19 protein-coding genes are annotated in these 21,955 nt (G+C 73.8%); 17 read left to right on the forward strand and 2 right to left on the reverse strand.

The genetic code is table 11. The annotated features are described in order from the left end of the window. Nucleotides 1–101: 101 nt before the first annotated feature. Nucleotides 102–677 carry an SH3 domain-containing protein gene (locus tag ACL02O_RS22255; RefSeq protein ID WP_412820058.1) on the reverse strand — a complete coding sequence of 192 codons (576 nt, stop codon included), beginning with the start codon at nucleotides 675–677 and terminating at the stop codon, nucleotides 102–104. Continuing rightward, on the reverse strand, nucleotides 674–2,416 hold the full coding sequence (locus tag ACL02O_RS22260; RefSeq protein ID WP_412820059.1) for a lamin tail domain-containing protein: 1,743 nt from the start codon (nucleotides 2,414–2,416) through the stop codon (nucleotides 674–676). The genes ACL02O_RS22255 and ACL02O_RS22260 overlap by 4 nt, the downstream gene beginning before the upstream one ends. Nucleotides 2,417–2,676: 260 nt before the next feature. Between ACL02O_RS22260 and ACL02O_RS22265 the strand changes: the two genes are divergently transcribed. From ACL02O_RS22265 to ACL02O_RS22345, 17 genes are all read left to right on the forward strand, one after another. Then, entirely contained in the window at nucleotides 2,677–3,471 is a 795-nt protein-coding gene (locus tag ACL02O_RS22265; protein WP_412820076.1) for an ABC transporter permease, read from the forward strand. A 12-nt stretch (nucleotides 3,472–3,483) separates the two neighbouring features. Then, the gene (locus tag ACL02O_RS22270; RefSeq protein WP_412820060.1) at nucleotides 3,484–4,293 is read left to right on the forward strand and encodes an ABC transporter permease; all 810 of its coding nucleotides are present in this window, start codon (nucleotides 3,484–3,486) and stop codon (nucleotides 4,291–4,293) included. A 62-nt stretch (nucleotides 4,294–4,355) separates the two neighbouring features. Next, nucleotides 4,356–5,402, forward strand: a complete 1,047-nt coding sequence (locus tag ACL02O_RS22275; protein WP_412820061.1) for a YihY/virulence factor BrkB family protein — start codon at nucleotides 4,356–4,358, stop codon at nucleotides 5,400–5,402. Between the two features lie 209 nt (nucleotides 5,403–5,611). Continuing rightward, on the forward strand, nucleotides 5,612–6,790 hold the full coding sequence (locus ACL02O_RS22280) for an ROK family transcriptional regulator (protein WP_412820062.1): 1,179 nt from the start codon (nucleotides 5,612–5,614) through the stop codon (nucleotides 6,788–6,790). Next, nucleotides 6,787–8,313, forward strand: a complete 1,527-nt coding sequence (locus ACL02O_RS22285) for a sugar ABC transporter ATP-binding protein (RefSeq protein WP_412820063.1) — start codon at nucleotides 6,787–6,789, stop codon at nucleotides 8,311–8,313. The genes ACL02O_RS22280 and ACL02O_RS22285 overlap by 4 nt, the downstream gene beginning before the upstream one ends. Further along, nucleotides 8,310–9,419 (forward strand): ABC transporter permease, encoded by a 1,110-nt coding sequence (locus ACL02O_RS22290; RefSeq protein ID WP_412820064.1) that lies wholly within the window; start codon nucleotides 8,310–8,312, stop codon nucleotides 9,417–9,419. The genes ACL02O_RS22285 and ACL02O_RS22290 overlap by 4 nt, the downstream gene beginning before the upstream one ends. A 92-nt stretch (nucleotides 9,420–9,511) precedes the next feature. Continuing rightward, nucleotides 9,512–10,564 (forward strand): substrate-binding domain-containing protein, encoded by a 1,053-nt coding sequence (locus tag ACL02O_RS22295; RefSeq protein WP_412820065.1) that lies wholly within the window; start codon nucleotides 9,512–9,514, stop codon nucleotides 10,562–10,564. A gap of 20 nt (nucleotides 10,565–10,584) precedes the next feature. Then, a complete protein-coding gene (locus ACL02O_RS22300; protein WP_412820066.1) occupies nucleotides 10,585–11,790 on the forward strand; it encodes a Gfo/Idh/MocA family protein in 1,206 nt (401 codons plus the stop codon). 218 nt (nucleotides 11,791–12,008) lie between these two features. Beyond that, nucleotides 12,009–13,157, forward strand: a complete 1,149-nt coding sequence (locus ACL02O_RS22305) for an inositol-3-phosphate synthase (RefSeq protein ID WP_412820067.1) — start codon at nucleotides 12,009–12,011, stop codon at nucleotides 13,155–13,157. After that, nucleotides 13,154–14,062 carry an SCO3242 family prenyltransferase gene (locus tag ACL02O_RS22310; protein ID WP_412820068.1) on the forward strand — a complete coding sequence of 303 codons (909 nt, stop codon included), beginning with the start codon at nucleotides 13,154–13,156 and terminating at the stop codon, nucleotides 14,060–14,062. The genes ACL02O_RS22305 and ACL02O_RS22310 overlap by 4 nt, the downstream gene beginning before the upstream one ends. Beyond that, a complete protein-coding gene (locus ACL02O_RS22315) occupies nucleotides 14,059–15,045 on the forward strand; it encodes a sugar phosphate isomerase/epimerase family protein (RefSeq protein WP_412820069.1) in 987 nt (328 codons plus the stop codon). The genes ACL02O_RS22310 and ACL02O_RS22315 overlap by 4 nt, the downstream gene beginning before the upstream one ends. Nucleotides 15,046–15,078: 33 nt before the next feature. Next, nucleotides 15,079–15,699, forward strand: a complete 621-nt coding sequence (locus tag ACL02O_RS22320; RefSeq protein ID WP_412820070.1) for an EboA domain-containing protein — start codon at nucleotides 15,079–15,081, stop codon at nucleotides 15,697–15,699. Next, on the forward strand, nucleotides 15,699–16,550 hold the full coding sequence (locus tag ACL02O_RS22325) for a TatD family hydrolase (protein WP_412820071.1): 852 nt from the start codon (nucleotides 15,699–15,701) through the stop codon (nucleotides 16,548–16,550). The genes ACL02O_RS22320 and ACL02O_RS22325 overlap by 1 nt, the downstream gene beginning before the upstream one ends. Beyond that, entirely contained in the window at nucleotides 16,550–17,737 is a 1,188-nt protein-coding gene (gene eboE / locus ACL02O_RS22330) for a metabolite traffic protein EboE (protein WP_412820072.1), read from the forward strand. Before ACL02O_RS22325 ends, eboE begins: the two co-directional genes overlap by 1 nt. Then, the gene (locus ACL02O_RS22335) at nucleotides 17,734–19,128 is read left to right on the forward strand and encodes an alkaline phosphatase family protein (RefSeq protein WP_412820073.1); all 1,395 of its coding nucleotides are present in this window, start codon (nucleotides 17,734–17,736) and stop codon (nucleotides 19,126–19,128) included. The genes eboE and ACL02O_RS22335 overlap by 4 nt, the downstream gene beginning before the upstream one ends. Next, nucleotides 19,125–20,192: a polyprenyl synthetase family protein gene (locus ACL02O_RS22340; protein WP_412820074.1), complete on the forward strand. Its 1,068-nt coding sequence runs from the start codon at nucleotides 19,125–19,127 to the stop codon at nucleotides 20,190–20,192. The genes ACL02O_RS22335 and ACL02O_RS22340 overlap by 4 nt, the downstream gene beginning before the upstream one ends. A 202-nt stretch (nucleotides 20,193–20,394) precedes the next feature. Continuing rightward, complete coding sequence (locus tag ACL02O_RS22345) at nucleotides 20,395–21,405, forward strand: sugar phosphate isomerase/epimerase family protein (RefSeq protein ID WP_412820075.1); 1,011 nt, start codon at nucleotides 20,395–20,397, stop codon at nucleotides 21,403–21,405. Nucleotides 21,406–21,955: the final 550 nt, after the last annotated feature.

Raw genomic sequence — 21,955 nt, forward strand, 5'->3', positions numbered from 1 at the left:
GATCGCCGCTGTGGCGCGTCGAGGCTGGCCGGGCATGCGTTGTCGGGGCCCTGTCACCGCCCGGCGGCGGTGACAGGGCCCCTTCGGGCGAGGCGGCGCGGTCAGTGTGAGTGGTGGTGCTCGTGCTCCTCGTCCGGGGTCGGCGTGCCGCAGTGCTCGGGCACGATCTCCCGGATCGCAGCCCGGTCCACCCAGTCGGTCACCCCGGTCCGGTTGATCCGGACCCGGGCGTGACCGTCGCGCAGGTCGAGCACGACCGCCTGCTCCCCGTTCGGCACCGTGCCGCCGTGGAACGGCACGGCGCAGGTCGGCGGCGGCCCCACCAGGTGCACGCCGCCGCGCAGGTGGAAGTCGTCCACCCAGCCGTCGGCGGACGGAGCCTCGACGGTGCTCACCCGCAGCCAGGTGCCGCGTACCTCGACCACCCGGGCCAGGGTGCCGTCGGGCACCTGTCCGGTCGACACCCCGCCGGTGGCCGGCAGGTTCCGCAGGGTCACCCGTTCGGCGGCGAGCAGGCCGTGGTCGTCCCGGCCGCTGATCAGCACCAGCCGGCCGTCCCCGGTGGCGGCCGGGGCCGGCCGTGCGGCTGCCGAGCCGCCGTTGGTGGCCGCCACCGTGCCGGCGGCGGCCACCAGCAGGGCCGCGCCGACGAGCGCGCCGGTCAGTCGCGGTGTCACGGGCAGGTGGTCGGGTTCGGGGTGCCCTTGGTGACGCTGGCGGAGATGCTGCCGCACCACGTCCCGCCGTCACCGCTGCGGTGGAAGACCTTGTCGTACTGGGTGGAGCCCAGCGACCAGCTGTAGCTGTCGTAGACCGTCTCCACCCCGTTGACGATCTTCAGGTACCGGACCGACTCCGCGCCGGTGTTGTTGAGGAAGCCGCTCGCGATGTCCATCACCCAGCGTCCGCCGGCCGGGATGGTGGTGCCGGCCGGGATCTGGCGGGGTGCCCCGCCGCCGCCCGCGAGGTCGTCGATGTACAGGCCGCCGAGGTCGATCGCCGAGGCGGTGGGGTTGTAGAGCTCGACCCACTCCGTACCGCCCGCCGAGGGGGCCATCAGCACCTCGTTGATCTTCACCTTCGTCGGGTCGCCGCCGCTGCCGCCCGTGCCGCCGCCGCTGCCGGTCCGGGTGGTGTACGTCCGGCTGCCCGCGTCGTAGTCCACGGTGAACCCGGTGCCGCCACCGGTGGTGGCCAGGTGCACGGTGCCGTTGTTGTTCAGCGTGCCGGCGTAGTTGATCGCCGCGCCCGTGGTGTCGGTCGTGTCGCACGGGTCATTGGCCAGGTAGATGTCGGCGCCGACCGAGCGGAACGCGTCGAGCGTCCGGTTGCCCGGGTGGCCGTAGGAGTTGGCGCCGCAGGAGATGAAGCCGACCTGCGGGGTGGTCGCCTGCAGGTAGGCGTCGGAAGACGAGTGCGCCGAGCCGTGGTGGTTGGCGCGCAGCGCGTTGACCGCGCCCATCCTGGTGGCCAGCAGCGCCTCGATGTTGTTGTACGTGTAGCCGTTGGCGCTGGTGGTGTATTCGCCGTCGCTGTCCCCGGCGGTGGCGTACACGAACGGGCCGAATGCGGTCCGGACGCCGATCGAGTAGTCGTTCTCGCTGGGCGGGGTGGCGTCGGCGGTGTGGTCGCCGCTGACCGGGGTCACCCCGTCGGTCTGCTTGACGTCCTTGCCGTTCGCCTCGACCACGGTGGACGTGACCCCGGTGCCCAGGTCGATCGAGGGCCACGCGACGGTGTTGGTGATCCGCTGGACCTTGCCCGCGATGTTGGCCCGGTCGGCCTGGCTGGCTGGCCCGTACAGCCAGCACATCCAGCGCACCGCCGTGGTGGAGGTGGTACCGGCGTTGTGATACGCGATCTCGTTGGTCGGCGTGGCCGAGGTGCCCGGATCGCAGTCGCCGTCGGTGTTGGCGTCGGACCAGGTGCCGCCGTCGTGGTCGTACAGGGTGCCGACAGTGAAGCCGAGCCCGCCGCCGGCGGTTGGGCTGAGTAGCTGGTAGAGGCCGTTGCCGTACCTGGTGGTGTCGTTCGGGTTGGCCGCGTAGCCGATGTGGTCCAGGTGGTGGTGGGAGGCCATCACGTAGTCGAGGTGCACCGGGCCGGAGGCGATGCCGCAGATGGCGCGGATCTGTGCGGCCACCTTGCCGGCGTTGGTGTTGGTGGTGGAGTTGTACGCGGTCTCCCCGAGGTCGATCAGCATGGTGCGGCCGCTCGGCCCGACGATGAGCTGGGAGTCGCCCTGCTCCACGTCGAACCAGTAGATGTTGAACTCGCCCGGTCGCCAGGTGCCGGCGGTGGAGCAGTGCGGGGCATCCGCGACGGCGGCCGACGCGGTGGGCGGGTTGACGAGCGCGGCGGTGGCCGCGACGAGGAGCCCCGCTGCCAGCAGCGGGAGGGAACGGGGACGGCGCACTTCTCTGGCCTCCTGGGCACTCGGTCTTCAGGACGCGATGGTTCACGTCGGGGCGGCACGTTCGCAGTGACAGATTTCGATAGCGTGAAGATCAGGCTTCGGGTCGGTAACGGTGGGTCGGCGATCGAGTGGGCAGGCCACGGCGGCACCTGACCGAAACTGCCGCGACGCGGTGGGTGGTGCGTCGTAGGGTGGCCGGCGGCCTGTCGTACCCGGGCGGTAGGAAGGCCGGGGTGGGCGGAGAGCGGGGGGTGGTCGCGGTGAGCGTGGCGGAGCGGGCCGGGGCGGCGGTGCCTCGGGTGCCGGCGCTGGCGGTGCTCGGGCACTACCTGGTCGGCTACCGGCGCACCTGGCGGGCCGGCGTCTTCTCGTCCTTCCTGCTGCCGGTGCTGACCGTGCTCGGGTTCGGCGTCGGCGTCGGGGCGTACGTGGACCGGGGCGTCGACGGGGTGCCCTACCTGGAGTGGCTGGTCCCCGGCCTGATCGCGTCCACCGCGCTCCAGGTCGCGGTGGCCGAGTCGACCTGGCCGGTGCACAGCAACTTCAAGTGGATCCGGACCTATCACGCGCAGGTCGCCGCGCCGCTGCGGGTCGGGGACATCGTGGGTGGCCACCTCGCCTTCGTGCTGTTCCGGGTGGTCAGCAGCGTGGTGGCGTTCCTGCTGGTGACGGCGCTGTTCGGGGCGCTGCGCTCGCCCTGGGCGCTGACCGTCCCGCTGGTGGTCCTACTGCTGGGCCTGGCGGTGGCCGCGCCGACCTTCGCGTTCAGTGCCGCCGTGCCGAGCGACAGTTACCTGGCCCTGCTGTTCCGGTTCGCGGTGATCCCGATGACGCTGTTCGCCGGTGTGTTCTTCCCAGTGGAGCAGTTGCCCGGGGGGCTGCGCCAGTTGGCGTACGTGACTCCGCTCTGGCACGGCGTGGACCTGTGCCGCGCCGCGACGCTGGGGGTGGCTCCGCAGTGGTCCGTGACCGGTCACCTGCTCTACCTCGCCGCCTGGTCCGCCGCAGGCTGGCTGCTGGCTCGGCGCGTGTTCCGCCGCTCGCTCGTCGTCTAGGGGAGGATGTTCGTGGTCGGTCTGGTCCTGCCCCGGCTGGTCAGCTTCGAGGGGGCGCCGCGGCGCGCCGCCTCGGTGGCCGAGCGCAACCTCACCGCGCTGAAGAGCGCGTACTGGCTGGTGCTGCTCTCCGGCTTCCTGGAGCCGGTGCTCTACCTCTTCTCGATCGGCGTCGGGGTGGGGGCGCTGGTCGGCGATCTCACCCTGCCGACCGGGCAGGTGGTGTCCTACGCGGCGTTCGTGGCCCCGGCCATGCTGGCCTCGTCGGCGATGAGCGGCGCGCTCTCGGAGACCACCTTCAACTTCTTCGGGAAGATGAAGTACATGAAGCTGTACGACGGGGTCATCGCGACCCCGGTGCAGCCGTTCGAGATCGCCCTCGGTGAGCTGGGCTGGGCGATGATCCGGGGCAGCCTCTACTCGGCCGCCTTCCTGATGATCATGGTGGCGATGGACCTGACCAGTGCGGCGCGGGCGGCCATCGCGTTCCCGGCCGCGGTGCTGGTCGGCTTCGCGTTCGGCGCGCTCGGTATGACGGTCTCCACCCTCCTGCGGAGCTGGCAGGACTTCGACCTGATGGGCTCGGCGCAGTTCACCCTCTTCCTCTTCTCCGGCACGTTCGTCCCGGCCGAGGCGTATCCGGCGGTGCTGCGCTGGATGGTCGAGGTGACCCCGCTCTACCGGTCGGTGCATCTGGTCCGGGCCATCTGCGTGGGGGCGTCCGGCTGGTCCTGGCTGCTCGACGTGGCGTACCTGGTGGTGCTGACCGTCGGGATGCTGGCGGTGGCCTCCCGCCGGATGAGCCGGTTGCTCTACCGGTAGGTGGTTATCCGGCCTGGTCGTCGGGGCATGTCACGGGGGACGCCGACGACGAGGGAGGGGCGATGGCCGCCGACGAGTCTTCCGCCCGGGAGGGGCACGACCGGGACGGGCACGCCCGGAGCGGACCCGAGCGGCACCAGCCGGTCGGGCCGGACGACGGGCCGCGGAGCCCGACCGAGCTGTCGGGCGCCGGGTGGGTCGCGACGCTCAAGCGCACGGTCAGGGAGTTCCAGGAGGACCGCCTGACCGACTGGGCCGCCGCGCTGACCTACTACGGCGTGCTGTCGATCTTCCCGGGCCTGCTGGTGCTCGTCTCGCTGCTCGGTCTGCTCGGCGACCGGGCCACCCAGGGGGTCAAGGACACCGTCGGCCAGGCGGTGCCGGAGGAGAACATCCGCACCATCATCGAGGCGGCGATCGATCAGGCGGGCCGGTCCGGTGGGCTGGCCAGCATCGCCGCGATCATCGGTCTGGTCGCGGCCTTCTGGTCCGCCTCCGGGTACGTCGGCGCCTTCATGCGCGCCTCCAACAGCATCTACGACGTGCCGGAGGGACGGCCGGTCTGGAAGACCCTGCCGATCCGGCTCGGCGTCACCGCCGCCATCGGCGTACTGCTGCTGGCCAGCGCGGTGATCGTGGTCTTCACCGGCGGCCTGGCGGAGCAGGCGGGCAGCGCCATCGGGCTCGGCGCGACCGCCGTGACGGTGTGGAACGTGGTCAAGTGGCCGGTGCTGCTGGTGCTGGTCAGCCTGATGTTCGCGATCCTCTACTGGGCCTCGCCGAACGCCCGCCAGGGCGGTTTCCGCTGGGTCAGCCCCGGCGGCCTGCTGGCCGTGGTGATCTGGGTGGTGATCTCCGGCCTCTTCGCGGTCTACGTCGGCAACTTCGCCTCGTACAACAAGACCTACGGCGCGCTGGCCGGCGTGATCATCTTCCTGGTGTGGCTCTGGCTGAGCAACGTCGCCATCCTGCTCGGCGCGGAGTTCGACGCCGAGCTGGAGCGCGGCCGGGCGATCGCGGCGGGGCACTCCGCCGAGGCGGAGCCGTATGTCGAGCTGCGCGACGACCGCAAGCTGAAGAAGAAGCACAACTCGGCCATCCGCCGCTGACCGGTTCGACCCGTGCCGCCCCCGCCGCGTCTCCGCGCCGGGGGTGGCGCGTTTTTCTTGATCCACTCCTGCTTTTGCTCAGATTGACAAAAGTTTGGATCGGATGTGCCGAAGCTATGGACATGCTGCCCCGAAGCCTCCTACTGTGTCGGACACGACACATCGCCATTGCGTCGATGTGAACGACTCCGATGCGGAGGTGAGTCCCGGTGCGGACGGTGGACCCCCTGCACGTACAGCTCCTGCGACTGCTGCGGGACCAGGGCGCGGTTTCCCGCGCCGAACTCGGCGACCGGTTGCAGATGCCCCGCCCGCGCCTCCTCGCCGAGCTGGAGCGCCTCGTCGGCCTCGGCTACGTCGCCGAGGCCGGGCTGGCCGCCTCCCGGGGCGGGCGGCGCTCCACTCTGGTCGAGCTGAGCCCGCGCCTGCGCTTCGCCGCGGTGGACCTGGGCGCCAGCTCGATCGACGTGGAGGTGGTCAACGGCCGGCTGGAGCCGGTGGCCGCCTACACCGAGCCGGCCGACATCCGGTCCGGGCCGAAGGTGACCCTCCAGCGGGTCAACGAGCTGCTGCACAAGGCCAAGGTGGACGGGGCGTACGAGCGGCTCGACGCGGTCGGTATCGGCGTGCCGGGGCCGGTGAGTTTCCGGGACGGGGTGCCGGTCTCGCCGCCGATCATGCCGGGCTGGGACCGTTTCCCCGTCCGCGAGCTGCTGACCCGGGAGCACGGCTGCCCGGCGGTGGTCGACAACGACGTGAACATCATGGCGATCGGCGAGCGGCACGGCGGGGTCGCGCACTCGGTGGACGACTTCCTCCTCATCAAGATCGGCACCGGCATCGGCTGCGGCATCTACCTCAACGGGCAGGTCTACCGGGGCACCGACGGGTGCGCCGGCGACATCGGCCACATCCAGGTCGACCCGAACGGTCCGATGTGCTCCTGCGGGAACCTCGGCTGCCTGGAGGCCGTCTTCAGCGGCGCGGCACTGGCCCGGGAGGCCACCGTCGCGGCCCGCGCCGAGGTCTCCCCGGCGCTCGCCGAGCGGCTGGCGGCCCGGGGCGCGGTGACCGCGCTGGACGTGGCGCAGGGGGCGGCCGAGGGGGACGTCACCTGCATCCAGCTCATCCGGGACGGCGGCCGGCGGGTGGGCAGCGTGCTGGCCGGGCTGGTCAGCTTCACCAACCCGTCGATGATCGTGATCGGCGGCGGACTGGCCCAGCTCGGCCACATCCTGCTCGCCGAGATCCGCAGCGTGGTCTACCGCCGCTCGCTGCCGCTGGCCACCGGCAACCTGCCGGTCGTCCTCTCCGAGCTGGGGCCGCGCGCGGGGGTGGCCGGCGCCGCGGTGCTCGCCAGCGACCTGGCCTTCGGGGAGGCGGCGTGAGCACGGGCGAGGTGGTGCTGCGCCTCACCGACGTGGTCAAGACGTTCCCCGGCGTACGGGCGCTGGACGGGGTGCAGCTGGAGGTGCGGGCCGGCGAGGTGCACTGCCTGCTCGGGCAGAACGGCGCCGGCAAGTCCACCCTGATCAAGGTGCTCGCCGGGGTGCACCGGCCCGACTCCGGCGAGGTGCGGTGGCGCGGCCAACCCGCCACCTTCGCCAACCCGCAGGCCGCGATGCGGGCCGGGATCGCCACCATCTACCAGGAACTCGACCTGGTCGAGGACCTGTCGGTGGCGGAGAACGCCTTCCTCGGCCACGAGCCGCGCCGGCTCGGCTTCGTCCGCCGCGGCCACATGGCCCGGCGCACCCGGCAGATCCTGGCCCGGCTCGGCCACCCGGAGATCCCACCCGGCCGGCTGGTCCGGCACCTGCCCGCCGCCGGCAAGCAGATCGTCAGCATGGCCCGGGCGCTCTCCCACCGGGCCCGACTGATCATCATGGACGAGCCGAGCGCCGTGCTCGCCCACGACGAGGTGGGCAACCTGTTCCGGATCATCCGGGAACTCACCGCGCAGGGCATCGCGGTCATCTACATCTCGCACCGGTTGGAGGAGATCCGGGAGATCGGCGACCGGGTCACCGTACTCAAGGACGGCCGGACCACGGCGGCGGACCTGCCGGCCCGCGACACCCCGACCCGCGACCTGGTCGCCCGGATGACCGGCCGGACCATCGAGTACGTCTTCCCGGACCGCCCGGCCGACGAGCGTCCCGGCCCGGAGTTGCTGCGGGTGGACGGGCTGACCCGGCACGGCGAGTTCGCCGGCGTGTCGCTGAACGTGCGAGCCGGGGAGATCGTCGGCATCGCCGGCCTGGTCGGTTCGGGCCGGTCCGAGCTGCTGGAGACCATCTACGGCGCGCGCCGGGCACAGGCCGGCACGGTCCGGATGGGCGGCCGCACGCTGCGCCCGGGCAGCGTGGGCGCGGCGGTGAAGGCCGGCATGGGGATGGCCCCGGAGGAACGCAAGAGTCAGGCGCTGCTGCTCGGCGAGCCGATCTACCGCAACGTCACGCTGGCCACCTTCGGCCGGTACGCGCGCCTCGGCTTCACCGACACCGGCCGGGAACGGGCCGAGGCGGATCGGATCGCCGACTCGCTCGAACTGCGTCCCCGCGACGTACGCCGCCCGGTGCGCACCCTCTCCGGCGGCAACCAGCAGAAGGTGGTGGTCGGCCGGTGGCTGCTCGGGGACACCCGGCTGCTGCTGCTCGACGAGCCGACCCGCGGCGTCGACGTGGGCGCCCGGGCCGAGCTGTACCAGGTGATCCGGGAGTTGGCCGCGCGCGGCGTCGGGGTGCTGCTGGTCTCCAGCGAGGTGCCCGAGGTGCTCGGCCTGGCCGACCGGGTGCTGGTGATGCGGGAGGGCCGGGTGGTCCGGGAGGCCCCGGCCGGCGATCTCGACGAGAACACCGTGCTCGACCTCGTCATGGCGGGGTCCCTGATGGAAGGCGAGGCGGCATGAGCGAGATGACACCCACCGCGGCGCCGGACCGGGCGGCGGGGCTGCCGGCCCAGTCGCCGCCGGTCGACCCGGCCGAGACGGCGCAGGCCGACGCGCCGGCCCGGCTCTCCTGGTGGCGCGGCGACGGCGGGGAGGGCGCCCGGCGCAACCTCGGCCTGCTGGCGACCCTGGTGGTGCTGGTCGTCATCGGGGTGCTCACCCGGCCCGACCTCTACGGCAACGCGAGCTGGGTGTGGGGCAACACCCTCACCATTCTCAAGCTCGCCTCGGTGGTCGGCGTGGTCACCGTCGGGATGACCTTCGTGATCATCGGTGGCGGGATCGACCTGTCGGTCGGCGCGATCGTGGCGCTCGCCGGGGTCTGGTGCACCACGGTCGCCACCCAGAGCTACGGCGCCGGCGGCATGATCTTCAGCGCGCTGACCGTCGGGCTCGGCGTCGGCGTGGTCAACGGCCTGCTGATCTCGTACGGGCGGCTGGTGCCGTTCATCGCCACGCTGGCCATGATGGTCGCCGCCCGCGGTCTGGCGGCCGAGATCTCCGACAAGCAGACCCAGGTCTCGAACAACACCTTCATCAACGGCATCGCCAGCACGGACGTACTCGGCATCCCGCTGCTCGTCTACATCCTCGCCGCGGTGGTCGTGGCCGGCTGGGTGCTGCTCAACCGGACCACCTTCGGCCGCCGTACGGTGGCCGTCGGCGGCAACCCGGAGGCGGCCCGGCTCGCCGGCATCAACGTCCGCCGGCACACGCTGCTGCTCTACGCGCTCTCCGGCCTCTGCTGCGGCATCGCCGCGGTCATGCTGACCGCACAGGCCACCTCCGCCCAGGCGGCGATGGCGAACCTCTACGAGCTGGACGCGATCGCCGCCGCGATCATCGGCGGCACGCTGCTCAGCGGCGGGCGGGGCACCATCATCGGTTCCCTGCTCGGGGTAATCATCTTCTCCACCATCACCAACCTCTTCGCCATCAACGGCCTCTCCACGGAGGCCCAGAACATGGTCAAGGGCGGCATCATCGTCGCCGCCGTCCTGGTCCAGCAGGTGCAGTTCCGCAGCCTCACCCAGTTCCTCGCCCGTAACCGGGCCACCACCACCTGATCCCACCGGTCGCGCCAGGCCGCCGTCGCACCGACGGTGGTCCGGCCCACCGCACCCGAAAACCAGCCCACCACATCCTCCAGGAGGCCGTCATGACAACGCAGGGTCGCGACCTGTCGCGCCGCCGGCTGCTCTTCGGCGGGGCCGCGCTCGGTGCCGGCGCGCTGCTCGCCGGCTGCACCAGCAACGAGCAGGCACCCACCGCCGCGCAGACCAAGGCCGCGGCGACCGGCGGCAACAGCGAGCCGGGCAAGAAGGTGACCATCGGCTTCTCCGCCCCGGCCGCCGACCACGGCTGGATCGCCGCCATCACCAACAACGCCAAGGCGCAGGCCGGGGCGTACTCGGACGTGGAACTCAAGTCGGTGGAGGCCGGCGCGGACGCGGCGGCCCAGCGCGCGGCGCTGTCCACCCTGCTCTCCCAGAAGCCCGACGTGATCGTGCTGCTGCCGCACGACGGCAAGGAGCTCAACGCGTTCGGTCTGGAGGCGATGAAGGCCGGCGTCCCGGTGGTCAACCTGGACCGGGCCTTCCCCGACGCGCGGGCCTACCGGCTCCAGATCAAGGGCGACAACTACGGCATGGGGGTGGCCGCCGCCACCTACATCGCCGAGCAGCTCAAGGCCAACGGCGTCAGCAACCCGGTCATCGGGGAGATCCCCGGCATCGACTCGCTGGAGCTGACCCAGGAACGCTCGAAGGGCTTCGCCGACACCCTCGCCTCGTACGGGCTGAAGGTGGCCAACCGCCGCCCGGCGGAGTTCACCGCCGACTCCGGCCAGCAGGCCGCCACCGGCCTGTTCCAGGCGCTGCCCAAGATGGACGCCCTCTGGAACCACGACGACGACCAGGGCATCGGCGTCCTCGCCGCGGTCAACCAGGCCAACCGCAAGGAGTTCTTCATGGTCGGCGGCGCCGGCTCGAAGAAGGCCATGGAGGACATCGCGGCCGACAACACCGTCCTGAAGGCGACCGTCACCTACAGCCCCTCGATGGCCTCCTCGGCCATCTCGCTGGCCCGGCTCATCGGGCAGAACAAGGGGATGTCCGACCTGGTGGAGCTCCAGGTGCCCAAGGAAATCGTGCTCGCCTCCGAGACGATCACCAAGGAGAACGCGAGCGACTACCTGAAGCTCGGGTTCTGACACACGGGGGGAGACCCACCTTGTCCACTCACGACAACCTCCTGCGGGTCGGCATGGTCGGCTACGCGTTCATGGGCGCCGCGCACTCCCAGGCGTGGCGCACCGTGAACCGGGTGTACGACCTGCCGGCGCGGGTCCGGATGGCGCTCGTCTGCGGCCGAGACGGCGGGAAGGTGGCCGAGGCCGCCGGCCGGCTCGGCTGGGAGGGGCACACCACGGACTGGCGCCGGCTTGTCGAGTCCGACGAGATCGACGTGGTCGACATCTGCACGCCAGGGGACAGTCACTGCGAGATCGCCCTCGCCGCGCTGGCCGCCGGCAAGCACGTGCTCTGCGAGAAGCCGCTCGCCAACACCGTCGCGGAGGCCCGGGAGATGGCGGCCGCCGCCGCCCGCGCCCGGTCCGCCGGGGTGCGCGCGATGTGCGGGTTCAACTACCGCCGGGTGCCCGCGGTCACCATGATGCGGCAGCTCGTCGCCGACGGGCGGCTCGGCGAGATCCGGCACGTCCGTGCGGTGTACCTGCAGGACTGGATCGTCGATCCGCAGTTCCCGCTGGTCTGGCGGTTGCAGAAGGACAAGGCAGGCTCCGGCGCGCTGGGTGACATCGGCGCGCACATCATCGACCTCACGCAGTACGTCACCGGCCAACGGATCACCGCGGTCAGCGCGGCGGTCGAGACCTTCGTCAAGGAACGGCCGTTGCCGGCCGGGTCGAGCGGCCTGGCCGCCCAGGCCGACGGCAACGGCCGGACGACGGGCCAGGTCACCGTGGACGACGCGGCGGTCTTCCTGGCCCGGCTCGACGGCGGGGCGCTCGCCACGTACGAGGCGAGCCGGTTCGCCACCGGCCGCAAGAACGCGCTCCGGGTGGAGATCAACGGATCGCTCGGCTCGGTGGTGTTCGACCTGGAACGCCTCAACGAGCTGGAGTTCTACGACGCCGCCCGGCCCGCCGCCGAGCAGGGCTTCACCCGGATCCTGGTGACCGAGGCGGAGCATCCGTACATGTCGGCCTGGTGGCCGCCCGGCCACATCATCGGCTACGAGCACTCCTTCACCCACGAGATGCGCGACTTCGTCGAGGCGGTCGCCACCGGCACCGACCCGACGCCGTCCTTCACCGACGCGTTACAGGTCCAGCTCGTGCTGGACGCGGTGACCCGCTCGGCGGAGCTGGCCGCGTGGACGGAGGTGGAGCCGGCGCTGGCCGAACTGGCCGCCTGACCCGACGCGGCGCCCACCGGTGCCGCCCGACCAGCTTCCCGGAGCCGACCGGCGAGGGCCCGCCGTGGTTGCGCCCCGCGGCGGGGACGAGGTCGACCTCGGGGAAGCGTGCCGCCGGAACCCTCCGGCCGGCACGACCAGCACGGCCGTCCGGTGCGGCCGGACCGGGATTCCCCGGCCGCACCGGCGGGCCGACCGGACGACGGGGAGGAAGCACGATGCGTACGGGTGTCTGGCTGGTGGGAGCGCGCGGCTCGGTCGCGACCACCAGCATCGTCGGGGTGCTGGCCCTGCGGGCCGGGCTCACCGGTCCGACCGGCTGTGTCACCGAGCTGCCGGAGCTGCGCGGCCCGGCGCTGCCCGCCTTCACCGACCTCGTCCTGGGCGGCCACGACGTGGTCGCCACCCCGCTGGCCAAACGCGTCGAGGCGCTCGCCGCCGCCGGAGTGCTGCCCGGCCGGCTGGTCGACGCCCTCGCCGGCGAGCTGGCCGGCGTCGAGGAGGAGCTGCGGCCCGCCCCGGTCGGGGGGACCCAGGCGGACCGGATCGACGCCGTGGCCCGCGACCTGACCGAGTTCCGCGAACGGCACCGGCTGGACCGGGTGGTGGTGGTCAACGTCTCCGCCACCGAACCGGTCGTGGCCGTGCAGCCGGCCCATCACGACCTCCCCGCGCTGCGGGACGCGCTGGCCGGTCCCGCCGACGTGCTGCCGCCCAGCTCGGCGTACGCGTACGCGGCGTTCACCGCCGGCTGCCCGTACGTGGACTTCACGCCGTCCACCGGGGCGCGGCTGCCCGCCCTGGCGGAGCTCGCCGCCGACCGCGGCCTGCCGTACGCCGGGCACGACGGCAAGACCGGGGAGACCCTGGTCAAGTCGGTGCTCGCGCCGATGTTCGCGATGCGACACCTCGCCGTGCGCTCCTGGTCCGGGGTGAACCTGCTCGGCGGCGGCGACGGCGCCACGCTCGCCGAGCCGGCCGCGAACGCCGCCAAGGTGGCCAGCAAACAGCGGGTGCTCGGGGAGACCCTCGGCTACGTGCCGGAGGGCGACACCCGGATCGACCACGTTGCGGAGCTGGGCGACTTCAAGACCGCGTGGGACCTGGTCACCTTCGCCGGCTTCCTCGGCACCGGGATGCGGATGGAGTTCACCTGGCACGGCTGCGACTCGGCGCTCGCCGCCCCGCTGGTACTCGACCTGGCCCGGCTCACCGCCGCCGCGCACGCCGCCGGGCGGACCGGGTCGCTGACCGAACTGGCCTTCTTCTTCAAGGACGGGCTCGGCGCACCCACCCACGCGCTGGCCGACCAGTGGACCCTGCTCCGCGAGTTCGTCGCCGGCCTGCACGCCGGGGTGGCCCGATGACCCGCCTCGCCGACCTCGCCGAGCTGGTCCGGGCGCCGGCCGCGCTCTCCGTACCGGGGGACGTGCTGGCCGGCGCGGCGGCGGCCGGCGCCCTGGACCGGCGTACGCCCGCGCTGGCCGGGGCGTCGGTGCTGCTCTACTGGGCCGGCATGGCCGGCAACGACTGGGCCGACCGGCGGCTGGACGCGGTCGAACGCCCCGAGCGGCCGATCCCGTCCGGCCGGGTCCGGCCGGCCGCCGCGCTCGGCGTCGCCGCCGGCCTCACCGCCGCCGGGCTGGCCCTCGCCACCGCCGCGGGGGGCCGCCGGGCCGCCGCCGTGGCGGTCCCGCTCGCCGCGGCGATCTGGGGATACGACCTGCTCGCCAAGGACACCGCCGCCGGCCCCGCCGTGATGGCCGCCTGCCGGGGGCTGGACGTGCTGCTCGGTGCGACCCCGGCGCGCGGCGGTCGGGCCCGCGGCGGACGTCCGCCGGGCAGCGCCGGCCGGGCGACCACGGCGGGACACGGGCTGCTCCGGGCGCTGCCGGCGGCGCTGACCGTGGCCGCGCACACCTGGACCGTCACCGCGCTGTCCCGGCGCGAGGTCGCCGGCGCGGACCGGCGACTGCCCCGCGCCACCCTGGCCGGCACCGCCCTCGTCGCGGCCACCGCCCTGGGCCGCGCCGACCCGGTCCCGGCGGCGCTCGCCGCCGGCTACGCCACCCGCTACGGGGCCGCTCAGGCCCGGGTGATCGCCGACCCGTCGCCGCCCCGGGTGCGGGCCGCCGTCGGCGCGGGCATCACCGGGCTGCCCGCGTTACAGGGCGCGCTGACCGCCCGGGCGGGGGCCCGGCTGCTCGGCCTCGCCGTCGCCGGGGCCGCGCCGCTCGGCCACCGGCTGGCCCGACTGATCTCCCCGACATGACCGCCCCGCCCGCCCTCGGGCCCGCCGCCCTGCGCCTCGGGTACGGGACCAACGGCTTCGCCAACCACCGCCTCACCGACGCGCTCGCGGTCCTGGCCGACCTCGGTTACGACGGCGTCGCGCTCACCCTGGACCACGACCACCTGGACCCGTTCGCGCCCGACCTGGCCCGCCGGGTCGCCGCCGTCGCCGGCCGGCTCGGCGCCCTGGGGCTCGGGGTGGTGGTCGAGACCGGGGCCCGGTACCTGCTCGACCCGTGGCACAAGCACGCGCCGACGCTGCTGCACGACGACCCGGCGCCCCGGATCGAACTCCTCCGCCGGGCCGTCCGGATCGGCGCCGACCTGGGCGCGGAGGCGGTCTCCTTCTGGGCCGGCGTACGCCCGCCGCGGGTGCCGGAGCCCGCCGCCCGGGACCGCCTGGTCGCCGGCTGCGCCGCGGTGTGCGCCGAGGCCGAGGCGGCCGGCGTCCAGCTCGGCTTCGAGCCCGAGCCGGGAATGCTGGTCGAGGACGTCGCCGGCTGGCGGTGGCTGCGGGACGCGCTCGGCGCGCCACCCCGGTTCGGGATCACCCTCGATATCGGACACTGTCGCTGCCTGGAGCCGGCGCCGGTGCCCGACTGCGTGGCGGCGGTCGCCGAGCACCTGGTCAACGTGCAGATCGACGACATGCGCCGGGGCGTGCACGAGCACCTGGAGTTCGGCGCCGGTGAGATCGACTTCCCGCCGGTGCTGCGCGCCCTGGCCGACGCCGGCTACCGCGGTCTGGTCGCGGTGGAACTGCCCCGGCACTCGCACGCCGCGCCCGCCGTCGCCGCCCGCTCGCTCGACTTCCTGCGCACCGCCGCCCGGACGGCCGCCGGCACCGGGCGGCCGGGCCAGGAGCCCACCTCCGCCACGCCGCCTCCGCTCTGCGGCAGCGGAGGCGACACGTCCGGGCCGCGAGTGTTGCCGGGGGTGCAGCAGAGCAAAGGCGGTGGCTGACCACCTGCCATCCGGCTGGAAAGGGGAGACGGCATGACACCTGACCGACTGCGCGCCGCGCTGCGCGGCGTACCCGATCCGCAGTGGCTGGACGCGGCCGTGCGCCGCGTCGCCACCGAGCCCGACGCGATCGCGCGGCTGTTCGCCGCCGCCGCCCGGCGGTGCGGTCGGGGGCCGCTGCCCGACCAGCCCGGCTGGACCGTCGACGAAGCCGCCCGGGCGCTGCTGCTCACCGTGCTCCCCGGCGACCACGCGTCCGTGGCCGACTCGCTCTACCGGCACGGCGACGCGGCCGAGAAGCGGGCCGTGCTGCGCGCCCTGCCGCTGCTGCCGATCGGGGCCGAGTGCGTGCCGCTGCTGCACGACGCGATCCGCACCAACGACACCCGGCTGGTCGCCGCCGCGCTCGGCCCGTACGCCCGGCACCTGGAGCAGGCGGCCTGGCGGCAGGCCGTGCTGAAGTGCGTCTTCACCGGCGTGCCGCTCGCCGTCGTCGACGACCTGACCGGGCGGGCGGACGGCGAGCTGGCGGCGATGCTCGCCGCGCTCGCCGCCGAACGGCACGCGGCCGGGCGGAGCATGCCCGCCGACGCCACCGACCTGCTCGACCGGCTGGGCGCCGGCTCGCAGCCCACCACCGCCAGGGAGGCGTGATGCGCATCTTCGACCCGCACATCCACATGACGTCCCGGACCACCGACGACTACGAGCGGATGGCCGCCGCCGGGGTACGCGCGGTGGTCGAGCCGGCGTTCTGGCTCGGCCAGCCGCGCACCAGCGTCGCCTCCTTCGTCGACTACTTCGACTCCCTGGTCGGCTGGGAGCCGTTCCGGGCCGGACAGTTCGGCGTGCGGCACCACGCCACCGTGGCGCTGAACCCGAAGGAGGCCAACGACCCGCGGTGCCGGCCCGTGCTCGACCTGCTGCCGCGCTACCTGGACAAGGACGGCGTGGTCGCGGTCGGCGAGATCGGGTACGACTCGATGACCCCGGCCGAGGACGCCGCCTTCGCCGGGCAGCTCGCCCTGGCCGTCGCGCACGACCTGCCCGCCCTGGTGCACACCCCGCACCGGGACAAGGCGCGCGGGGTCGAGCGCACCCTGGCGGTGGTGGCCGAGGCCGGCATCGCCCCCGGCCGGGTGCTGGTCGACCACCTCAACGAGGTCACCGTGAAGCTGGTCCGGGACACCGGCTGCTGGCTGGGCTTCTCCATCTACCCGGAGACGAAGATGTCGCCGCCGCGGATGGTCGAGCTGCTGAGGACGTACGGGACCGAGCGGATGCTGGTCAACTCGGCCGCCGACTGGGGGCGCTCCGACCCGCTGCTCACCCGGGCCACCGGGGAGGCGATGCTGCTCGCCGGCTTCTCCGAGGACGACGTCGACCGGGTGCTGTGGCGCAACCCGGTCGAGTTCTACGGCCAGTCCGGGCGGCTGGACCTCACCGACCTGGACGCCCCCGCCCCCACCTTCGCCGGCAACTCCATCCTGCGCGGGGGCGAGTGATGCGGCTCCGGCACGCCGACGGCAGCACCGTCCACCTGGGCTACTGCACCAACGTCCACCCGGCCGAGGACCTGGCTGGTGTCCTCGCCCAGCTCGACGCGTACGCGGTCGAGGTCCGGCGGGCGCTCGACGCCGACCTGCTCGGCCTGGGACTCTGGCTGGCCGCCCCGGTCGCCGCGGAGCTGGCCGCCGACCCGGTCGCCCGCCGCCGGCTCCGGCGCGAGCTGACCGTACGCGGGCTCGAGGTGGTCACCCTCAACGGCTTCCCGTACGCGGCCTTCCAGGCCCCGGTGGTGAAGGGCGCGGTCTACCACCCGGACTGGACCACCCCGCAGCGGCTCGGGTACACGCTGAACCTGGCCCGGGTGCTGGCCGACCTGCTCCCCGACGACGTGGCTCGGGGCTCGGTCTCCACCCTGCCGCTGGCCTGGCGTACGCCCTGGGACGCAGGCCGGGCCGACGCCGCCCGGCACCGCCTCGACGAGCTGGCCGCCGGCCTCGCAGCGGTGGAACGGGAGACCGGCCGGACCGTCCGGGTCGGCTTCGAGCCGGAACCGGGCTGTCTGGTGGAGTCGACGGGACAGGCAGGCGCGGTATTGTCAGACATGGATACCGATCGGCTCGGGATCTGCCTCGACCTGGCGCACCTCGCCTGCGCCTGGGAGGAGCCGGCCGGGGCGCTGGCCCGGCTGCGGGCCGCCGGACTGCCGGTGGTCAAGGTGCAGGTCTCCGCCGCCCTCGCGGCCGCCGACCCGGCCGGATCCGCCGAGGCGCTGCGCCGCTGGGCCGAGCCGCGCTTCCTGCACCAGACCCGGGCCGGGGGCGGCGCGGGTGCCGCCGATCCGGCCCACCCGGCGTACGCGGCCGACGACCTGGACGCCGCCCTCGACGCGCACCTGCCCGGGCCGTGGCGGGTGCACTACCACGTGCCGTTGCACGCCCCGCCCGAGCCGCCGCTGACGTCCACCCTGCCGGTGCTACGGGCCGCACTCGCCGCGCTGTACGCCGGACCGGTCGCCGGCTGCGACCACCTCGACGTCGAGACGTACACCTGGGGGGTGCTGCCGGCGGCGCGGCGGCCGCGCACCGACGCGGAGCTGGCCGCCGGGATCGCCGCCGAGCTGAGCTTCACCCGCGACGAGCTGGTCGGCCTCGGGCTGGCCCGGGCCGCGGGGGTGCCGGCATGAGCCGGCGGCTGGTGGTGCTCGACGTGGTGGGCCTGACCCCGCGGCTGCTGGCGCACATGCCCCGGCTGCGCGCGGTCGCCGAGGCCGGGTTCGCCGCCGAGCTGGGCACCGTGCTGCCCGCGGTCACCTGCTCGGCGCAGTCCACCTTCCTCACCGGTGAACCGCCGTCCGGGCACGGCATCGTCGGCAACGGCTGGTACTTCCGCGACCTCGGGGAGGTGCTGCTCTGGCGGCAGCACAACGCGCTGGTCGGCGGGGAGAAGCTGTGGCAGGCGGCCCGCCGGGTCGAGCCCGGCTACCGGGTCGCCAACGTCTGCTGGTGGTACGCGATGGGCGCGGACGTGGACTGGACGGTCACGCCGCGCCCGGTGTATCACGCCGACGGGCGCAAGGAACCGGACTGCTGGACCGACCCGCCCGAGCTGCACGACGTGCTCACCGACGCGCTGGGCACCTTTCCGCTCTTCACCTACTGGGGGCCGGGCGCCGGACTGCCCTCGTCCCGGTGGATCTGCCGGGCCGCCGAGCGGATCCTCGCCGACCACGCCCCGGACCTGACCCTGGTCTACGTGCCGCACCTCGACTACGACCTGCAACGCTTCGGGCCGTCCGCACCGGAGGCCGCCGCCGCCGCGGCGGAGCTGGACGCGGTGCTCGCGCCACTGCTCGACGCGGCCCGGGCAGGCGGCGCCACGGTGGTGGCGCTCTCCGAGTACGGCATCACCGACGTCTCCCGGCCGGTCGACGTCAACCGCCTGCTGCGGGCGGAGGGGCTGCTGCGGGTCTACACCCAGGCCGGCATGGAGTACCTGGACCCGTGGACGTCGCGGGCGTTCGCGGTCGCCGACCACCAGGTGGCGCACGTCTACGTGAAGGACCCGGCGGACGTGCCGGCGGTGGCGAAGCTCTGCGCGGCGCTGCCCGGGGTGGCCGAGGTGCTGGACGCCGCCGGCCAGGCCGGGTACGGGCTGGACCACGCCCGCTCCGGCGAGCTGGTGCTGGTGGCCGAGCCCGACGCCTGGTTCACCTACTACTACTGGCTCGACGACGCCCGCGCGCCGGACTTCGCCCGGCTCGTGGAGATCCACCGCAAGCCGGGTTACGACCCGGCCGAGCTGTTCTTCGAACCCGCGTCGCCGGTGGCCGCGAAGCGGCGGGCGGCGGTGGCGCTGGCCCGCAAGAAGCTCGGCCTGCGATACCTGATGAGCGTGGTCGGGCTGGACGCCGGGGCGCGGGCGGTCCGCGGCTCGCACGGCCGGCTGCCCGCCGACCCGGCCGACGGGCCGGTGCTGCTCTGCTCCGACCCCGCCGCGGCCCGGGACCGGGTCGCCGCCACCGACGTGAAGGCACTGCTGCTCCAGCTCGCCGGACTGGCCTCGGAGGCGCCATGACCATCACCGTCGTCCCGACCGACCCGACCCTGCTGCGGGACCGCTTCGACGCCGCGCTCGCCGCGTTCCTGCGCGAGCGGCGGCCGGGCCGGTCGGACGACGGGACACCGGCCGTGCACGCCGTGCTCCGCCGGTTCGTCCTCGCGGGTGGCAAGCGGCTGCGGCCGCTCTTCTGCTATTGGGGTTGGCGGGGCCTCGGCGGCCCCGACGGCCAGCCGATCGTGGTCGCGGCGGCGGCGCTGGAGCTGTTCCACGCCTTCGCCCTGATCCACGACGACATCCTCGACGGCAGCGACCGCCGGCGCGGGGAGCCCTCGGTGCACCGGATCTTCGCCGACCTGCACGTCCGGTCCGGCTGGCGCGGCGATCCCGAGGCGTACGGCCGGGACGCGGCCCTGCTCTGCGGCGACCTCTGCGCCACCTGGTCGGGGCAGATGTTCCACGGCTGCGGCCTCGACGACGAGCGGATCCGCCGGGGACACGTCCTCTTCACCCGGATGCGGGCCGAGGTGATCGCGGGCGAGTACCTGGACGTGGCGGGCGCCGCGGGGGCGGGTTCGGTGGCCGACGCCCTTACCGTGATCCGGTTGAAGACGGCCCGCTACACGGTGACCCGGCCGGTGCAGATCGGCGCGGCCCTGGCCGGCGCGGACCCGGAGGTGGTGGCGGCGTTGGCGGACTTCGGCGACCCGCTCGGCGAGGCGTTCCAGCTCCGCGACGACCTGCTCGGCGTCTTCGGCGACCCGGCGGTCACCGGTAAGTCCAACCTGGACGACCTGCGGGAGGGGAAGTCGACGGTGCTGCTGGCGCTGGCCCGGGCCGGTGCCGACCCGGCCGGGGCGGACCGGCTGCGGGCGCTGGTCGGCGACCCGGGGCTGGACCAGGCGGGCGCCGACGAGGTCCGCGGAATCATCGAGGCGACGGGATCCCGGGCGGCGGTGGAACGGATGATCCGGGCGCGGGCCGACGCCGCGCTGGCCGCGCTGGGCGGTCTGCCGCTGACCGAACCGGCCCGGGCCGCCCTGGCGCACCTGGCGGCCCGGGCGGTGGACCGGCGACACTGACGACGCTCTTCCGCGCCGGCCCGGCCCGACCGTAGAGTGGGGGACGGCGACCGCGAGGTGGCCGGTGACCCGCCGGGAGGCGCAGCCCGACGGGTCCAGGCGCGACCGCGCCCACCGGTGCTCCGACCAACGTCGCCCCGCACCCGGTCGCCCTCGCCCCGGTCCGCTACGGAATCCCCCATCACGACAGGGGAGAAGGACAATGGCGCGACCCATCACGCTCTTCACCGGCCAGTGGGCCGATCTTCCGTTCGACGAGGTCTGCCGGCTCGCCGCCGAGTGGGGCTACGACGGCTTGGAGATCGCCTGCTGGGGCGACCACTTCGAGGTCGACAAGGCGCTCGCCGACGACTCGTACGTGGACCGGAAGCGGGCCATCCTCGCCAAGCACAACCTTCAGGTCTTCGCCATCTCCAACCACCTGGTCGGGCAGGCGGTCTGCGACCACCCGATCGACGAGCGGCACCAGGACATCCTCCCGGCCCGGATCTGGGGCGACGGTGAGCCGGAGGGGGTGCGCCGGCGCGCCGCGGAGGAGTTGAAGGCCACCGCACGGGCGGCGGCGAAGCTCGGCGTACGGACCGTCGTCGGCTTCACCGGCTCGTCGATCTGGCACACCCTGGCGATGTTCCCGCCGGTGCCGCCGGCCATGATCGAGCGCGGCTACCAGGACTTCGCGGACCGGTGGAACCCGATCCTCGACGTCTTCGACGAGGTGGGGGTGCGCTTCGCCCACGAGGTGCACCCGAGCGAGATCGCGTACGACTACTGGACCACGAAGCGGACCCTGGAGGCGATCGGCCACCGGCCGGCGTTCGGGCTGAACTGGGACCCGTCGCACTTCGTCTGGCAGGAGTTGGACCCGGTCAACTTCATCTTCGACTTCGCCGACCGGATCTACCACGTCGACTGCAAGGACGCGAAGGTCCGGACCGGCGACGGCCGGCGCGGCCGGCTCTCCTCCCACCTGCCCTGGGCGGACCTGCGGCGCGGTTGGGACTTCGTCTCCACCGGGCACGGTGACGTGCCGTGGGAGGACTGCTTCCGCGCGTTGAACGCGATCGGATACGACGGCCCGATCTCGATCGAGTGGGAGGATGCCGGCATGGACCGCCTGGTCGGCGCGCCCGAGGCGCTCCAGTTCGTCCGGCGACTCGCCTTCGATGCTCCGGCGGCGGCGTTCGACGCCGCGTTCAGCAGCAGCCGGGACTGAGCTTGCGGCCGGCTACGAACTTGATGACGTGAACGACTCACCGCCGGTCGCCCGCCGCCGACGCCGGTCCGCCGGTCCGCCGTCCGCCGTCCGCCGGTTCGCCGTCCGCCGGTTCGCCGTCCGCCGGTCCGCCTAGCCGACCCGGCAGCCCGACTGCCCTGGCCGACCTGGCCGACCTGGCCGACCTGGCCGACCTGGCAGACCTGTCTGGCCTTGGCCGACCTGGCCCACCTGGCAGGCCCGGGCCGACCCGGCCGGCGCGGCCGCTCGGTGATTCACCTGCGTCATCAAGTTCGTAGCCTCCGGATAGGTGGCCTGCCTTCGGCACGGTCACGGCCTGTGCCGGACGGGGCGGGTGCCGGAGTACGCGGTCCTTCACCGATGCACCCGGCCGATGCACCCGGCCGGTGCACCACGTCGGTGCGGCCGGTGCGGCGCGGGTGCTGGATTTGGTGGTCCTTCGCCGGCCCGGCTGCGGCCCGCGTGGTCGGGTCGGGCGCGCGGGCCGGGGGCGGGCCGGTACCGGATCGCGTGGCCCGGCCACCGCCCG

The sequence above is a fragment of the Micromonospora mangrovicola genome, assembly GCF_047200535.1.
Classification (GTDB): Bacteria; Actinomycetota; Actinomycetes; order Mycobacteriales; family Micromonosporaceae; genus Micromonospora.

Excerpts from the sequence above, each read along its gene's own strand:
- ACL02O_RS22310 (WP_412820068.1), top strand. The coding sequence starts at position 13,154 with ATGACCCGCCTCGCCGACCTCGCCGAGCTGGTCCGGGCGCCGGCCGCG.
- ACL02O_RS22295 (WP_412820065.1), top strand. The coding sequence starts at position 9,512 with ATGACAACGCAGGGTCGCGACCTGTCGCGCCGCCGGCTGCTCTTCGGC.
- ACL02O_RS22305 (WP_412820067.1), top strand. The coding sequence starts at position 12,009 with ATGCGTACGGGTGTCTGGCTGGTGGGAGCGCGCGGCTCGGTCGCGACC.
- ACL02O_RS22290 (WP_412820064.1), top strand. The coding sequence starts at position 8,310 with ATGAGCGAGATGACACCCACCGCGGCGCCGGACCGGGCGGCGGGGCTG.
- ACL02O_RS22315 (WP_412820069.1), top strand. The coding sequence starts at position 14,059 with ATGACCGCCCCGCCCGCCCTCGGGCCCGCCGCCCTGCGCCTCGGGTAC.
- ACL02O_RS22320 (WP_412820070.1), top strand. The coding sequence starts at position 15,079 with ATGACACCTGACCGACTGCGCGCCGCGCTGCGCGGCGTACCCGATCCG.
- eboE (WP_412820072.1), top strand. The coding sequence starts at position 16,550 with ATGCGGCTCCGGCACGCCGACGGCAGCACCGTCCACCTGGGCTACTGC.
- ACL02O_RS22340 (WP_412820074.1), top strand. The coding sequence starts at position 19,125 with ATGACCATCACCGTCGTCCCGACCGACCCGACCCTGCTGCGGGACCGC.
- ACL02O_RS22325 (WP_412820071.1), top strand. The coding sequence starts at position 15,699 with ATGCGCATCTTCGACCCGCACATCCACATGACGTCCCGGACCACCGAC.
- ACL02O_RS22345 (WP_412820075.1), top strand. The coding sequence starts at position 20,395 with ATGGCGCGACCCATCACGCTCTTCACCGGCCAGTGGGCCGATCTTCCG.
- ACL02O_RS22275 (WP_412820061.1), top strand. The coding sequence starts at position 4,356 with ATGGCCGCCGACGAGTCTTCCGCCCGGGAGGGGCACGACCGGGACGGG.
- ACL02O_RS22335 (WP_412820073.1), top strand. The coding sequence starts at position 17,734 with ATGAGCCGGCGGCTGGTGGTGCTCGACGTGGTGGGCCTGACCCCGCGG.